General features: G+C 47.3%; 12 protein-coding genes. 4 read left to right on the forward strand and 8 right to left on the reverse strand.

What is annotated here, in order from left to right; translation table 11 throughout:
* Positions 1-188 precede the first annotated feature (188 nt).
* The gene (locus BFC18_RS01810) at positions 189-2,585 is read left to right on the forward strand and encodes a TonB-dependent receptor domain-containing protein (protein ID WP_070123470.1); all 2,397 of its coding nucleotides are present in this window, start codon (positions 189-191) and stop codon (positions 2,583-2,585) included.
* Between the two features lie 115 nt (positions 2,586-2,700).
* On the opposite strand, the gene BFC18_RS01815 is transcribed toward BFC18_RS01810, so the two are convergent.
* Positions 2,701-3,333 carry an NAD(P)H-dependent oxidoreductase gene (locus BFC18_RS01815; protein ID WP_070123471.1) on the reverse strand — a complete coding sequence of 211 codons (633 nt, stop codon included), beginning with the start codon at positions 3,331-3,333 and terminating at the stop codon, positions 2,701-2,703.
* A 291-nt stretch (positions 3,334-3,624) separates the two neighbouring features.
* On the opposite strand from BFC18_RS01815, the gene BFC18_RS01820 reads away from it, so the two are divergent.
* Positions 3,625-4,539: a sulfotransferase gene (locus BFC18_RS01820; RefSeq protein WP_070123472.1), complete on the forward strand. Its 915-nt coding sequence runs from the start codon at positions 3,625-3,627 to the stop codon at positions 4,537-4,539.
* A 437-nt stretch (positions 4,540-4,976) separates the two neighbouring features.
* Here BFC18_RS01820 and BFC18_RS01825 read toward each other — a convergent pair whose 3' ends face one another.
* From BFC18_RS01825 to ppiC, 4 genes are all read right to left on the reverse strand, one after another.
* On the reverse strand, positions 4,977-6,365 hold the full coding sequence (locus BFC18_RS01825; RefSeq protein ID WP_070123473.1) for an NAD(P)(+) transhydrogenase (Re/Si-specific) subunit beta: 1,389 nt from the start codon (positions 6,363-6,365) through the stop codon (positions 4,977-4,979).
* Between the two features lie 12 nt (positions 6,366-6,377).
* On the reverse strand, positions 6,378-6,662 hold the full coding sequence (locus BFC18_RS01830; protein WP_070123474.1) for an NAD(P) transhydrogenase subunit alpha part 2: 285 nt from the start codon (positions 6,660-6,662) through the stop codon (positions 6,378-6,380).
* Between the two features lie 2 nt (positions 6,663-6,664).
* Positions 6,665-7,816, reverse strand: coding sequence for an NAD(P) transhydrogenase subunit alpha (locus BFC18_RS01835; protein WP_070123475.1), 1,152 nt, complete (start codon positions 7,814-7,816; stop codon positions 6,665-6,667).
* Positions 7,817-8,426: 610 nt separating this feature from the next.
* A complete protein-coding gene (gene ppiC / locus BFC18_RS01845) occupies positions 8,427-8,705 on the reverse strand; it encodes a peptidylprolyl isomerase PpiC (RefSeq protein WP_070123477.1) in 279 nt (92 codons plus the stop codon).
* Positions 8,706-8,874: 169 nt separating this feature from the next.
* Here ppiC and BFC18_RS01850 point away from each other — a divergent pair, with 169 nt between their 5' ends.
* Together BFC18_RS01850 and BFC18_RS01855 are read left to right on the forward strand one after the other, a co-directional pair.
* Entirely contained in the window at positions 8,875-9,699 is an 825-nt protein-coding gene (locus tag BFC18_RS01850) for a phosphate/phosphite/phosphonate ABC transporter substrate-binding protein (RefSeq protein WP_070123506.1), read from the forward strand.
* Positions 9,700-9,704: 5 nt separating this feature from the next.
* The gene (locus BFC18_RS01855) at positions 9,705-11,351 is read left to right on the forward strand and encodes a sensor histidine kinase (RefSeq protein ID WP_070123478.1); all 1,647 of its coding nucleotides are present in this window, start codon (positions 9,705-9,707) and stop codon (positions 11,349-11,351) included.
* A 106-nt stretch (positions 11,352-11,457) separates the two neighbouring features.
* Here the strand turns inward: BFC18_RS01855 and BFC18_RS01860 are convergent, their stop codons facing one another.
* From BFC18_RS01860 to BFC18_RS01875, 3 genes are all read right to left on the reverse strand, one after another.
* Positions 11,458-15,033: an FG-GAP repeat domain-containing protein gene (locus tag BFC18_RS01860; protein ID WP_070123479.1), complete on the reverse strand. Its 3,576-nt coding sequence runs from the start codon at positions 15,031-15,033 to the stop codon at positions 11,458-11,460.
* A 184-nt stretch (positions 15,034-15,217) separates the two neighbouring features.
* Complete coding sequence (locus BFC18_RS01865; RefSeq protein ID WP_070123480.1) at positions 15,218-15,805, reverse strand: Uma2 family endonuclease; 588 nt, start codon at positions 15,803-15,805, stop codon at positions 15,218-15,220.
* A 311-nt stretch (positions 15,806-16,116) separates the two neighbouring features.
* On the reverse strand, positions 16,117-16,923 hold an 807-nt coding region (locus BFC18_RS01875; RefSeq protein WP_245680317.1), incomplete at its 5' end, for a reverse transcriptase domain-containing protein.

Here is a 16,923-nt window from a genome sequence, read left to right on the forward strand (position 1 = left end):
CAATTTTCACACTGGTACGCTGAGTTAGACTTTAGGCAAAGAAAAGCAAAGATATGCAAAGAAAATTGCAATCTAAATAAAAACCACTCTCATTTGCATTGCGTTACTTATTAGCTACTGTTAATATCCCCCGCGTTTTTCACACTCAAACTAAAACTCAAGCCTCACTTATTCGGAATTATCAAACCATGAAGTCGAAGCCATTTTCACAACGAACACTTATTGCATCTTCAATTGCCACTGCCCTTTTCACATTCGCAGTCAGTGCACAGGAAGCCACTGTTGCTACGCCAGATAGCGATGACATTGAACATCTTGTAGTAACGGCAACCGGTTTTGAGCAAAAGATCACTGAAGCCCCTGCCAGTATTTCTGTGATTAGCCAGGAAGATCTGCAGTCTCGTCAGTTCATTACCCTGCTCGACGCGGTTCAGTTCCAGGAAGGTATCGATATTGGTACAACCCGCGATAAAACCGGCCAGGGTTCAGTGAGTATGCGTGGTTTAACCGGTGAGTACACGTTGCTGCTCATCGACGGCGTACGTATGAACAACCACGGTGATATTTATCCGAATAACTTTGGCGGTAACGCATTTGGTCACGTTCCTCCAATGGAAGCCATTGAACGTATCGAAGTGATTCGTGGTCCTGCATCGACGCTTTACGGTGCAGATGCACTGGGCGGCGTAATCAACGTTATTACCAAAAAGCGCTCTGAAGAATGGGGCGGCTCTATCAACTTTGGCCGTAGCATTCAAACCGACGATCAGTTTGGCGATGACATCACCACTGACTTTTTCGCGCAGGGCCCACTGATCAAAGACCTCCTTTCATTAGGTGTTCGCGGCAGCATGTACGAGCGTCAGGCATCAAACCCTGAATTCGCCCCTGATATCGACCCTAACGGCGATGTGCATATTCGTCAGCTTGGCTTCGGTAGCGGCGGCAAAACAGTAGACAGCGACAGTGCACAATATGGTTTTACACTGTTCTATACGCCGTTTGAAAACCAGAGTTTCAAGTTTGATTACGACAACTCAAATCAAACTTACGACAATACACCTTCATACAATCTCGACACCGGTGAAATCACCTATCCGCTGGGTACAAGAGATAACATCGATTCTATCTGGGCTGACAGACGTGGTGTGGTAAACCCGCGCGCCGGTTACGCTGACGATCAGGAATTTAATCGTGAGTGGTGGTCGATTACGCATCAAGGTCAGTTCGATGGCTTCTCAAGCATGATTGCCCTGTCTCACGTTGATACCAGCAACGATGGCCGAACTCTGCCGTTAAGCGTTACCGAACGTTTATTGCTTCAGGAAATGTACGACGGTACTGGCGCTTACGAAGGTTTAAGCGAAGAAGAGCGTAAAGGCATTGCAGAAGACACCTTCCTGCCACGACCTAAGCGACCACTGGAAAGCAGCCAATATACGCTGGACGTACGTGTTGATATTCCAGTAACGGACGTAATGGGCGACCACAACATCGTTCTGGGCGGTCAGATGATCGACGGAGAACTGCGCGATGGTGTTTTCGGTCTGGAAAGTTCTCAGGCAGGCCAGATTCAGGAACAGAACATGTGGTCACTGTTTGCTGAAGATAACTGGAGCCCTAACGATTACCTGACGCTGACAGCCGGTGCACGTTACGACAAGCACGACGTATTCGGCACTCAGGTTTCTCCACGTTTATATGCCGTTTATACCTTCAACGACAACTGGACCGTGAAAGGTGGTGTGAGCACAGGTTATAAAACACCTAACACGACTGACCTTTACGACGGTATCACCGGTTTTGGTGGTCAGGGGACTTCACCGTTTGCCGGTAACCCGGATCTCCAGCCAGAAACCAGTGTGAACAGCGAAATTGCAGCGTACTGGACAGGTGATGCGGGTCACAACTTTAACATCACTTACTTCAACACCCGCTTTGATGACAAAATCGCGCGCGGTGACACAGTTTATAGCTGTGAAGTGACTGGCGGCGTCCGTCCTTGCGTAAACCTGGGTGAGTACGACCAACTGGGTTACGAAACTTACAGCCAGAAAATCAATATCGACAAAGTAGATTTACAAGGTATTGAAGTAGCAGGTCGCTATCAATTCAGCACTGACTGGTTTGTAACAGCCAACTACACCTGGACTGACAGCGAACAGAAAAGTGGTCCGGAAGAAGGTCAGCCGCTGACCAATACCGCAGAGCACATGGCTAACATCACTGTAAACTGGGATGTTACTGATGCGCTGGGTGTGTATCTGCAAAGCCAGTTGCGTTCAGACCGTTACCGCGGTTGGGACAGCGTACTGAACAAGCCGCTGTACTACAAAAACTACCAGTTACTGACGCTGGGTGCCCGTTACACGTTCAACGAATACGTAACAGTAAACGCCCGTATCAACAACCTGCTGGATGAAGACTTTACGTCTTACACCACCGAGTATACCGATCTGAACGGCGACGGCACTTACGAGTACGTTACTGGCCGTGGTGCGGTAAGTGAAGTGGTATTCCAGGACGATTACAACATCAAAGACCGTGCACGTAACCTGTGGGTTGGCGTAAACGTTAAGTTCTAAGTTCTAGCTAGCGTTTTACGTTCTAACTACGAAAGACGCAAAATAAAAGGGGGCAACCACTAGGCTGCCCCCTTTTTTGTTTATGCTGTTAGCAACTATTTTTTGCTAATGCGCATTACGCTAGTTTGTTGCCGTTGATAACAAAGTCTTCACTGGCGTAGCGGACTTTCTGAGGCGTAGCCTCACCTTCTTCACGGTAACCTACTGCACAAATTACGGTTGCCGTAAGGCCCTTTTCGGCAAGCCCTAAAATTTCATCAAAGCCCGCCGGATTAAAACCGGTCATCGGGCAAGAATCGACGCCTTGAAGCGATGCTTCACCAATCAGCAGCCCCAAAGAAATAAAGGCCTGATGCTTGGCGCTTTCTGCCAGCGACTCGGCAGGCTGGCTGCTTACCCATCCTTTAATATAATCAGCATAACCATTCAGGCTACCCGGCTCGTTGTCTGTTTGTTCATAGGTACGCGCAAAATAGGCATCAACGGTGCCCTCAGTGATCGATGTCTCCGCTGCGAATACAAACAGGTGCGAACAGGTAGGCAGTTGCTTTTGATTAAATGCTGCGCCAGCCAGTTTGCTCAGCAGTTCACGATCGGTAATCACAATCAGGCGATAAGGCTGCAAACCAAATGCAGAGGGCGCCAAACGGGCAGCCTCGGTAATGGATTTTATTTTCTCTTCATCAACCTTCTTGTCAGAAAATTGTTTAATAGCGTAACGGTTTGATAATGCAGACAGTAAACTCATGGCGAACTCCGGTGAAGGGTAAAACACTACTTTAACCGGTTACCCCGAATATGGAATTAACTTAGGTTAAAAACACAGAAATTTGTTCTGAATAGCAGCAAAACCTAAATTTGTACTGAGATTAACTCAGGTTAATTTCTCAGGGTTTTAGTTGGCGGCATTACCGTTTCTGTAAACTCTATTCAGCAGCTGTAAATTACCTGTAAAAGCCGCGAAATTAGCGAACATCCCCCTTTACCGTGACTCGAAATTACAGCCCTTTCTTGTTTCCGCTCACAGGTAAAGTATTCCATGAAGCCGTACAAATTCTTTTCTGTAACCAGTTTGTCTCACTCAGGTTCAACCGCCTTTTCTATTGCTTTGGCAAGTCATCCAGATCTAATTTCACTGGGCGAAGTGTTTCAGGTTTTGCGCCATGCTCCTGAATACTGGCTTCACAATGCCAATCATGCTTGCAGTTGTGGAAAACCCACTGCGCAATGCGGATTCTGGGGCCCGGCGCTAGAGCAAATTCGCGCTAACGTGCCAATGCCAGCGAAGGGCGAGGAAAAGTACAGTCATGTGTCTCTCGCCTATAAAGAACTGTTGCGTTATTTCCACAAAGTTTATGGTGATGAAAAACGGATGGTGGATACCTCTAAGGGTATTCGCCATTTAAACCTGATTGCCAGTGACCCGTTACTTTCACCGACGATTTGCTTTCTGCTACGTGACGTTCGCTCTTATGCAAGCTCTCAAACAAGACTGGCACGTTCAGAACAGCGCAGTGGGCTGAAAAAAGTCAAAGGTCACTATTGGTTTCAGATGCTGAAGTGGTATCAGGGCAATAGAAAAAGAGAAAAATTGCTAAATCGAAGCGAATTGAACGTGGTAAAAATTGGCTACGAACAGTTCTGCTTTAATGTGGAAAGTGTTTTGGGCCAGGTCTATCACTCCGCAGGACTTCCGTTGCTTTCCAGTACTGGCAACCTTGAACAAGCCGAGCATCACATTTTGTTTGGCAACCCCATGCGACTCTCCGCGAAGAAATCCTCAGAAATTGCCTATGACGCGCGATGGCTGAAAGAAAATGATTACCTGCTACCCGCCTGCCTGATGCCATTTGTGATGAAATACAATCAGCAAGCTGTATATCAGACATCCGCAGCCCCACCTTTCACTGGGCACCCTGTACAACGCGAGCAACTGCTTTATTCTGAAAAGTAGGTATTAGGGAAAATCGGTAGACTAAACGTGCAGAGCGAGGGGGGCTTTCTATAACCGCTTGGCACATGGCTGTGTTCACGGCGTGTACAGGTGCTGGAGAGACAACGTGTGCCCCGGACAGCGGTTAAGTCTCTTCCGTTTCCAAACCGTCAGCCGAAAGAGTGCGATAGCTTAGTACGCCGCGGGGAGTCCGGGATAGGAAAAGGAGCTGTGTTTGTAAACCGTCTGCCGCAGGGATGCGGCAGCGCCTTCTATAACCGCTTAGCACATGGATGTGTTCACGGCGTGCACAGGTGCTGGAGAGACAACGTGTGCCCCGACAGCGGTTAAGTCTCTTCCGTTTCCAAACCGTCAGCCGCAGGGATGCGGCTGCCGAGCCCACATGGATGTGTTCACGGCGTGTTCCGAATGAAAGTGCCTCCTCGCTCGAAAAGCGTTTAGTCGTCACCGAATTCGCGGATGATGGTGTTGATGGTGTCTTTTGCGTCACCCAGTACCATGCGCGTGTTGTCTTTGAAGAACAGCGGGTTGTCTACACCGGCAAAGCCTGCGTTGGCTGAACGCTTCAGTACAAACACAGTTTTTGCGCGGTATGCTTCGATAACTGGCATGCCGTAAATTGGGCTGCCTTTCATCTCTTTTGCAGCAGGGTTAACCACGTCGTTAGCACCGATAACAATGGCCACATCGTAGTTTTCCATGCGCGGGTTTACGTCATCCATTTCGCAGAGCTGATCGTAAGGTACATCGGCTTCAGCCAGCAGTACGTTCATGTGCCCCGGCATACGGCCCGCAACAGGGTGAATCGCATATTCCACCGTACAGCCGTTTTCTTCCAGTAGCGTTTGCAGTTCGCGTACAGCGTGTTGCGCTTGTGCTACCGCCATGCCGTAACCCGGAATAACCAGTACCGCCTGTGCCGCTTCCAGCACATAGAACGCATCTTGCGCCGGCATGATTTTCACTTCGCCTTCGATTTTCTCTGCCGCTTCAACCGGTTTCGCGAAACCGGAAAGCAGTACATTCATCAGCGAGCGGTTCATTGCCTTACACATGATGTTAGTCAGGATAAGACCAGACGCGCCTACCAGCAGGCCGGTTACGATAAGAATCGTATTGCCAACTGCCAGGCCTGCCGCTGATGCCGCTACACCCGAGTAGCTGTTCAGCAGCGCGATAACCACCGGCATATCTGCACCACCAATCGAGATAGTTGCCAGAATACCGAAGCTCAGCGCCAGCGCGATGGTGGCGTACAGCCATACCGGGTTCATTGGGTCGGTGACAAACAGATAGCCCACTACAAAGAAGCCTACCAGGTGCAAAACGCTTAGCTCACGCAGGCCGGTGAAGATCACCGCTTTGGCGTTCATTCGACCAGACAGTTTTCCCCAGGCAATCACGGAGCCAGAGAAAGTTACGCCACCAATTAACAGCGTCAGAATAACGGTAATCAACACAAATGACGTGGCACCACTGAAACCAACCGTAGACAACTGACTTACCGTCGCCCAACCCAGTAACAGTGAAGCTAAACCACCGTAGCCGTTAAACAGCGATACCATTTCTGGCATTTGTGTCATTTCAACAGACTTTGCTTTCCAGGCACCGTAGGCGCCGCCAATGGCAAAGCCCAGTAAAATCCAGTGATAGGAAATAATCTGATGGTCAAGCAGCGTCACCACCACAGCCACCAGCATACCCACCGCAGACACCATATTCCCTTTACGGGCCGTCAGCGGATGACTTAATAGTTTCAGACCAAGAATGAACAGACCCGCCGCCAATACGTAGGCCAGATTGATTATCAATGCTACAGATTCCATTTTCCCGGCCCCTTACTTCTTGTCTTTCTTTTTGAACATACCCAGCATCCGGTCGGTAACCAGATAACCACCCACAACGTTGATGCTGGCAAGCGCTACTGCTGCCGTGCCCAAAATCGTTGTCAGTATGTCGTTTTCCATACCCGATGCAGCCAGCGCGCCTACCAGGGTGATCCCGGAAATTGCGTTTGAGCCCGACATCAGCGGAGTATGCAGTGTGGCAGGTACTTTGCGGATCAGTTCGAAACCCAGGAAAGCAGCCAGCAATACGATAAAAATCAGATAGATATTTTCCATGATTAGGCTCCCTGATACGCGTTTTTAAGCATGTCGTTAGTAATTTCGCCATCGTGCGTAATCACACACCCAGCAAGAATTTCGTCTTCCAGATCGAGTTTAAATGCCTTCGATTCATCATCGAAAAATTCATCGATCAGGTTGTACAGGTTGTTGGCGTACATATCGGTGGCGTCTTTCGCGACAGACTGACTCCAGTTACCGGTACCAATTACCGTGACCCCATTCACAGTGACCACTTTGCCAGGTTCAGAACCTTCCACGTTACCACCAGACGTTGCAGCCATATCGACCACCACAGAACCCGGACGCATCAGCGCCAGCGTGTCTTTGCTAATAAGCTGCGGAGGACGACGACCAAACAATTGCGCGGTGGTGATCACGATGTCTGAGTCGGCAATAGCATCACGTTGCGCGTCCTGCTGCTTCTGCTTCTGCTCGTCGGTGAGTTCTTTAGCGTAGCCGTCTTTGGTCTGGCCGGTTTCACCCAAATCGATTTTGAGGAATTTACCACCCAGCGATTCAACCTGTTCAGCGACGACTGGACGGGTATCGTAAGCCAGTACGTTGGCGCCCAGACGTTTCGCCGTCGCAATCGCCTGCAGACCCGCAACGCCGGCACCAATGATGTAAACTTTCGCCGGTTTAATGGTACCCGACGGTGTCATCATCATTGGCAGAATGCTTGGCAGATGTGTAGTTGCCTGCATCACCATAACGTAGCCAGCAAGGCTCGCTTGCGAACTTAACGCATCCATTTTCTGGGCGCGGGAAGAACGCGGGATCATTTCCACCGACAAGGTGGTCAGTTTGCGGGCGGCCAGAGACTCCACCAGCGATTGCTGGAAAAAGGGGTCAATGTGTCCTACCACAATGGCATTGGCTTTCAGTTGTGAGTAAACCGCTTCTTCAGGCTGGTTTACGCATAACAATAAATCGGTCTCTTTCAGTGCGTCGTCTGCATTTTCCACCAGGCTGGCACCAACCTCAGTAAAATCAGCATCGGCGTAACCTGATAGAACACCAGCATTTTTCTGCACGACAACGGTAACACCACGGTTAACCATGCGTTTCACACTAGAGGGTGATACCGCACAGCGTTTTTCGGTATGACCGAGCTTCTCGAGTCCTTCATTCAATATTAAAACTTTCATGTGTTCTCCTCAGGCAAGGGATACTTGAGACGCTTAATCCGACCACATCCTTGTCGGCATTAATAATTTATATTTTTTATTGTTAACCAAATCTAATATTTATTGCCACCGGTGGCAATAAGCATTTTTATATCAAAAAGGAATATATAAGCCGGCAGTTATCCCACTTTGTGCAGGAGAATTAACCAGTATATTTACCAACGCTAAACACAGTAGCGAAGTGAAAATGACCGTTTAAAGAACCTAAATTCATGTGTTACAACAAGTTAGACTAACTTCAATGTTGACTTGCGCTAACCAATTGAAAGCTAAGGATTGGAGGGGGTATAGAAAATAAGTGATATGATTGCTTCCATATCACTCATTCATGGTATTGATAAAGTGTTTAAAATATAAACCTTTTGGCAAACCTGTGAGGTCGCCCATAGCACCAAATAGTTCACTTTTTAACCAGATGTCAAAGAGTATGCCTAGCCTACTAAGCCAAATTGACTGCAAAAAAGTTGCATTTCCTGAGTTGGCAGCGGCGAATTTATGATGTTTATTCCAAAATGCGCGGTGGTGCAGTAGTAAATTTGCGCTCAATAAGCGGTGAGCTTAAAGGATAATTTTAGCTTCGATACAATGTCTTGATCAGATGGTAACCAAATTTTGTTTTTACCGGCCCATGCACTTTCAGCACTTCTTTTTTAAACACCACATCATCGAACTGTTTAACCATCTGCCCTCGGCGAAATTCACCTAAATCACCACCACGTTTGCCCGACGGACAGGTTGAGTGCTTCTTTGCCAACGTGGCAAAGTCTTTACCTTTCTTGAGCTGTTCTAGAATAGACAGGGCTTCTTTTTCAGTTTTTACCAAAATGTGAAGGGCGGATGCAGTTGCCATGGCGGTACTCGTATTGATGCAGGGAAGTTAAACGGATTATAGCGAAGCACAAACGAAAAAGGCATTTCTACAGACAATGCCTTATCATTACATTGTGTAATAGAATGATTAACTAACAATGAATGCATGCTGGTACTGGAAAACGTCATGAAGCGGGAGAAGAATGAATATGTCTGAATTATTGAGCAGGCGCGTCGTTGCAATACTCTTACTGCTCATGTCGCATTCCGCCGCTGCTGAATCCTTTTCTGTGGGTATTGTTCCGCAACACTCGCCGAAAAAGCTCGCAGAGGCCTGGCAACCACTACTCAGTTATATCGAGTCTGAAACCGGACACACTTTGCACTTCGAAACCGCGAAAGATATTCCTACATTTGAAAAAGCATTGTCGGAAGGCAAATATGATATTGCTTACATGAATCCCTATCACTTTGTCGTTTTTCAGAAAAATCCAGGCTACCGCGCGCTGGCTCGTCAGAAAGATCAATCCATTCAGGGCATCATCGTTGTGCCGCGTGACAGTCCTTTTTCAGAATTGTCTGATCTTGAAGGTGCCAAAATCGCCTTTCCGGCCCCCGCCGCTTTTGCCGCCAGTATTATTCCCCGTGCCACTATGCATAAAGATGGCATTAGCTTTACACCCGTTTATGTACAATCCCACGACTCTGTTTACCTGAATGTAACAAGGGGATTTTTTAAGGCTGGAGGGGGAATATACCGTTCTCTGCAAGCCACAGAAAGCGACGTAAAAGAAAACCTGAAAGTGCTCTGGTCAAGCCCGGCTTATACACCACATGCCATAGCGATTCATCCCCGACTGTCAGAGAAAGTTCGCGAACAACTACTCGATGTTCTCACCACCATGACACCCGGCGGAAAAGGCAGTGACGCTTTAAACAGTCTCAAAATGAAAGGATTCTCAGAGGCATTTTCTGCAGACTGGGATGATATCCGGGCGCTGAATATAGACTTACTGCACCAAGAGAAGCCGTAGTTCACATGCGAATATCATTAAAACTAAAAACAATACTGGGTGTAGCATTCATAGAAGCAACGTTGCTCGCATTGCTGCTGACAACAACATTTAACCTGCTGACCAACTTGGTTAACGATGCCGTGGTCAAACGCGCAAATACAACGGCAAATTTGTTCTATTCCACGACCAAGAACGCATTTTTGTCATTTGATCTGGCCGGCATTGAGGCTGATGTCAATGAGTTGCTTACCGATTCAGACATTCATTACGTCAAAATAACAGATACCGCCGGCAGAGTTTTCGCATCAGGTGGTAACGAACAATCGCTAAACTCAGACTTTCAGGCCGATACGTCTGTCAGCCTGGCCAGTGATGGTATTTACGATATCCGCCGCTCGATTATGGTTGATGATACCTTGTACGGTTATATTGACCTTGGAATTAATATTGCGGCAGTAAAAGCATCGCTGAGCGACATTCAGCAGTGGGCTTATACCATTGCAGCCATTGAGATGGTCCTTGTTGCGCTGTTTTCCTATTTCCTCGGTAGCTATTTGACTAAACAGATCCATATTCTTCAACAGGGTGCCCGCAGGCTCATTCAGGCTTCTAAAGAAAACAAATATGAAGATATTAAGGTGAATGTGCGCACCAACGACGAGCTCGAAGAGTTAGCAACAGTATTCAATCATCTAATATCTCATCTTGAAGAAGAGCATATCCGCAGAGCCGAAGCAGAAAATGCCTTACAAGCTCTAAATCAGTCTCTGGAACATAGAGTTCTTGAGCGTACCACTGAATTGAATAGAAAAAATGAAGAACTGTCGCAGTCGAACAAATCGCTAAAAGAAACTCAGCAGCAATTACTTCAGGCGGAAAAGATGTCGTCAGTCGGTCAGCTTGCTGCCGGTGTCGCCCACGAAATCAATAATCCTGTGGGCTTTGTTAGTAGTAATCTGGACACACTGAAAGAGTATTTAGCCAGCTTTGAAATACTCTACAAAGATCTGATGGAAGTCACACAAGCACAAACCAATGAGGTTGCGCTGGAAAAGATAGCTGTATTAAAGAATTCTCAGGCCTACCAGTCAATGGACTTTATTAGTAACGACGTTTCTCAACTTATTAAAGAATCTGAACACGGCTTGCAAAGAGTAGAAGAAATTGTCAGCAGCCTTAAACAATTTTCCAGAATCGACACGGATAAGAAGCAGCTTTTTGATTTGAATAACTGCGTGAAAACCACATTAGCGCTGGTGAACAACAAGCTTAAATATGTTTGTGATGTAGACATTAACTATGAAGAGTTGCCCCGCGTTATGATGAACGTGGGTAAAATTTCTCAGGTTATTACTAACCTGCTGATTAACGGCGCTCAGGCGATTGAAGAAACAGGACGGCGGGGCAAGCTGAAAGTACGCACCAAAGCGAACAGTAACGGAACTGTAGAACTCATCGTTAGTGACAATGGCTGCGGTATCTCTGACGAAAACCTGCAAAAGATCTTTAATCCTTTCTTCACCACTAAAGACGAGGATACGGGTACTGGCCTGGGACTTTCCATCTCATATGACATAGCAACAGAGCATGATGGGATGCTCAGCGTTGAAAGTGAACTCTATACCGGTACTGAATTCACGCTGACTTTACCTGTTTACGGCGCAGCATAATACGGTGCTTTTCGGTATCGCTTACGCCGACATAACCGTTGTCACATCCTGGCGACTGAACTCAGGTGAAAGCCGATAAGCGCATTCACCTGAGCGTCATCATCAATCAGTGAATCAGAAACATCCCTGCTGATGTGCCAAGCATAACGTCTATATCGCCGGATTCAGATGCACGAGCACGCAGCGCGCCTTTTCCTGCTCTGCCGTTCAATTTCGGACCAGACCAGACAATATTGCCATGAGTTGAAATGCTTCGCAGAATAGAATGAGAGCTGTACCAACTGCCGTCATCACCGGTTACTACTAGTACGTTAGTTGGAGTAACAGGGTCCACAATCATATCGATGATCTCAAACGGGAAGCGGTATTCCCCCACCAGTTCAACACCACTGTCAGAAAATGTCAGCATGTTCATTTGCTTATCGTTACCACCGGAACAAACAAACTGACGGCTGTTTTCAACGCCGGTAAACAGCACCTGCGGACATTCAATTTCATATGAGTTGCCGGTAATAAATGCATTACTTCCCAGCGTCAGCAACTGTACCTGCTGGTAACCGTTAGTCACAACCAGATTCAATACATCAGCAATAAATACCGCATCAAAATCACTGATCCCATTAGGACTCGTATACGATGCCACCAGCAACTGATTCTGAATGTCGACAACTTTAATCGCTAACCCGTCCTGATAGACCGCATCCTCATATCCGTCGCCGTTGACGTCTATGGCCATTATCTTACCGATAGTACCGTCATTGTCACCACCATCAACAGAGTACTGAACAGACATATCGCTTAGCTGCACCGCACCAAATGCGCCGTCATAAAAGGAAGTCAGAGGCAGGAAAATATCCCCTACGCCATCGTTATTGAAATCCGTCGTTACCGCCTGATTACTGTGGTCCCAGTTAGAGGACAGCTCTTCACCCACGGTTGTGGTGCCATCGCCGGTCATCGTTACGACAACAGAGCCGTCGTAACCGCTTTCGGTACTGGGAACAAAGAATACAGCACGCTCATCACCGGAAGTGATTTCAGACCAGCCCGCGGCATAAAATTGATCAAGCTGAACTCCGGTTGTATTTTCTTTTACCGTTGCACCATCGGCAGTGTAGTCTGCCGTGAGCAGACGGTCTGCACTTGAACTACTGGTGCCTGAGCCCCATAAAATTTCCGCACTGCCGTCGTTGTCGATATCCCCCATGGTAAGCGATGAGGAACCGTGATCCTGCAGCCCGACTTGCCATGCTGTATCCAGTTGATTACTACCGTTCAGAGAGTACGCGGTTACATTGCCCCACTGGCAATCGCTTACCACAATTTCATCTGTCGCATCATTGTAGAGATTGTAAGCATGCATATCGCAGGTATCTTCAAGCGACAATGACGCCAGCTGAGATTTATCAACAGCAGAATACACATAAAGCGCATCCCAGGCACCGGCACCAATAATCTCATCGATACCATTACCGTTGAGGTCGCCGACTGTAACAAATGCATCACCAAATCCGGAGCCGAAGAACCATTCATTCGCACCGGTAGTCAGGTCGTATACCAGACCGGTGTTCATAACTAGCTCAACATTGCTGTCGGCATCCACGTTACCGACAGCGATTGTCTGAAAGCTATTGGTGCTGAAGCTGAGCGTTGTGACCAGCTCACTTCCCAACTCACTTATAAAAATGGTGGTTTCACTGGCGTTGTAATCAGCGTTCTTAACAGAATAAATCAGTTCATTGACGCCATCGTTATCGGTGTCAGCCAGTAACGCTTCACTGAAATAGTCGTCGGTTTCCAGTAAAACCCGTGCATCTTTGGTTAAATCATCAATCAACCAGAAGGTCTTTTCTGTGATAACTAAAATTTCAGGCGTGCCATCCCCGTCGATATCTGCAGGCAATACTTGCCGGATATTCTGTTCATCAGACAGCGCATAGGGATATGCCCACTTCTGTTGATATTTACCATCAACCAGCACCAGTAAAAATACCCGTGAGCCATTGTCAGTCCCCAATAACTCATTGCTACCGTCGCCATCAAAATCGGCCACCCACTGAGAATTATTCCGATGAGGCACTTCCACGCCAGTACGGAACAACGGCAGCGCCTTATCGGCATTCACCGTCATTTCAAAGTATTCCTCAATGATGTGATTTGGGTTCTGACTGTTGCTCACACCGAAGGAATACACCATCTGACTAAAAAGCTGATTGTCCGGTACAACCCAGGTCACCGTGCCGTCCGTAGCTAACGTTGCCCCCTCAGGCGCGCTCGCCAATGCCGCCAGGTTTTCATTGCCCGGTACATCTGCGTCTGTTAGTGATAATGAGAAAGTAATGGTATCGCCAGCACGGACGATTTCCGGCACATTACTAACCGTAACAACCGCAGGAGTATCTTCCAAATAGATGCTGATGGGATAGGATTCCACGCTATTGATTGAGTCAGACACCACCATGGACACTTCAAGCCACTGATCAACCGTCACTGAGTATGCGGGCAGGGTGTTACCGTGAACGCCTTCAAGCAATCTGCCGTCTAGATACCAGTTGTAACTGACAGTCAGATCTTCGTCTGGGGTATCGAGGTCATAATAATTACCAGGCAGCACAACAATTTCCTGTGCCACAGACAGCCCCTCATAATCTTGCAGATAAGGCGACTCTACATAGGGTGTCAGTGAAATTTCGGCGAGGTTATATAATTCCGTATCACTTACAGGTGTTGTGACAAAGCCGTGAACACTTTCAAAGTACTTACCCGCATCCGCCTCGCCGTCATTGTCGAGATCCTGCGTGTACATCACCATACCCTGCCAGAACTTCAACTGTGCTTCACCGTCGTTAAATACAACAGTACTGCCGTAAAAATACGGCGCATCCAACTCGTCAGAGTCCAGCGATACAGTCACATAACCTTCAGAACCTACACTAACACGGCCGTCAATCCGGAATTCAGGTGACTCCCAGTTATCACTGGTGGTCATGCTGGTATCAATAAGGTAGCTTTCATCGCCAACCGTGGCACTTATATATTGCTCGCTAACCGACGTTGTCACGCCGCTTTGCATTGAGTATGAGTCACTAAAGGTAATCAGGCCTGACATAGACACCGGGACGTCGTCTTCCCAATTAAGATTGGAGAAATACAAGGAATATTCTATTTTGCTGTCAGTAGCGACATCAATAGAAATAGCTGCCACACCAGATAACGCGAAACTATTGTAATAAGACTGACAATCACTGAAATCCATAGACAACTTACCAATACCGTTGTCATTAAACTTACCGGTATATTTCACCGTGCCGCTTTCATCACACTGAAGGGTGCTGTTAATTGAGCCGTCACTACTAAGTTCATTTTTAATTTCATGTTCACCGGTATCAGGCACAGTGATAATGTTATCGTCAAATAATACGCTGTATACATGCTGGGCCAGGGCAATATCTATCTCTGCCTTGCCCGATTCACCACTGTAACGGGTGTTAGCCTGCGTTTTTGCAGCTGTGGTTAACTGAGATTTGGAATGAGATTGCGCGTCAGAAATGATCTGCAGAGGTGTTTTTGACGGCGTTTGTGTGCCGCCGCCGGAAGAACTGTCAGAGCCTCCGCCGCCACCGCATGCAGATACAGCCAGCGCCAACGCAGAAAGAGAAAAGACACGTACAACGTTATTCATGTTTTCATCCTTGAACTTTAGATACCACAACTACAAAGTTCGGCTAATTTAGCGACTTTTTCACTTCCGGTCGAGTTAAATGTAAAGATTTTGTCAAGGGTGATTTATTAGGGGAATTGCATGATTCAGCGAACAATCCCGGGGATAAAGAAGGTGTTCTAAAGCCCGCGTGAAAAGCTAAGTTTTAAGATTCGGAATGTTGTTCAAGGAATGCCACAACATCTTCATTTTTTACGCGAAGATAAATGTCTTCTACCCGGATAGTAAAATCTATCGATTCAAAGTGAATTTCTTCACCTAAAAAATAGTGGGTGGAGCGCCAGTCATCGCTTCTTCTGTAAACGGTAACATCTGCTACGTCCTGTTCAATCAGCACGTACTCTTTAAGTGTAGGAATATTGATGTACTCAAGTAACTTTTGCTTCTCATCCATTTTACGAGTAGAGCGTGAAATCACTTCCACAATGATTACCGGCGTTGATGTAAAATATGGCTCTGACTCATCAAAATCACAATCGACCAACACATCGGGATAATAGAAATTATCACGAACGCGCACTTTCATATCTGAGCTGAATGGCTCGCAGGGAGTCGCTTTTAAGTGATTTCTTAACTCACTATAAAAATTTCCGGCTATTCTCTCATGGTTAGCGCTGGCTCCGGCCATCGCATAAACCTGACCATCAATAAGCTCCCGTTTAACAGGTGCTTCAAGCTCTTCCTGTAAGTATTCGTCGGGTGTCAACACATTGTGTTTTCGGGCAACTGGCATTGCGCACTCCTGAATAGCAACCAAATATGAATCTATGATTCTGACATTGCCAAAATATTAAATATGGCATTTACCCATACATAGTAACCAAAAATGTTTTGGATGTACCAACCTTCTTTAACCTGGTTAAAGTTTTCAGCTCCTTTAGAAACCTGAAGTGAATGTGTGTTAGCGAGAGTAGGAATGTATTGGCCGAGAGAAATGAACTGGCATTGCAGGGGACAAGAAAACATCGAGTAGGGTGAGGCATCACCGCCTCATCCCTCTCACAGAACCGTACGTACGGGCCTCGTATACGGCTCCTGTACAGTTTATCCAGCGTAATTGCTGGGCACATTTCCCGTTCTAACGTCTTCCAGATTCACCAGTCCAAGTTCGTTAAACCAGCTGTTTGGCATCGCGTAGCTTGCCAGTGGGCTTCTTGCGCTGCGCCAACTCGTCATGCTCATGGACGCGAACTTGCCTTTGTAGCCCCGCTGTCGTAGCCAGCGATGCAGGCGGCTCGCCTTTTTCCATAACTTCAGTTGAACACTGCGCAGTCTGCGTCTCAGCCAACTCGCGATTTGCTTGAATGCCCTGCTGGCATTGGCAATCCTGAAGTACTGGCTGAACCCTCTTAGCAGTGGATTCAGTCTGTTGATGACATGTGACAACGGTTTTCCCCCGTTGCGTTTTGTCATCTCCTTTAGCTTCATTTTGAACAATGCCAGTTTCTTCGCTTGGATTCGGGTATATTTCGTCCCGATTTCCACACCAAGGAACCTGACACCCGCATCACTGTGTGTGATGTGGGTTTTCTCTGTGTTCACGGTCAGCTTCAGTTTACCTTCAAGGATTTGGGTCGCTTGTCGTTGCGCATTCTCTGCCGCTGAACGACTGCGACACAAGATAAGAATATCATCAGCGTAGCGCACTATGCGGTGGCCACGTTGCATCATCTCCTTATCAAACGCATCCAGATAGATGTTCGCTATCAAGGGGCTGATTACCCCACCTTGCGGACTCCCTGTGTCTGTCTGCTGCCAATGGCCTTCAACCATCACCCCACTTGTTAAGAACTGGCTGATTAAGCGCAGCACGCTACCATCACGCACCCGCCGTTTAATGCTTTCTATGAT

The sequence above is a fragment of the Alteromonas confluentis genome, from assembly GCF_001757105.1.
GTDB classification, from domain to species: Bacteria; Pseudomonadota; Gammaproteobacteria; order Enterobacterales; family Alteromonadaceae; genus Alteromonas; species Alteromonas confluentis.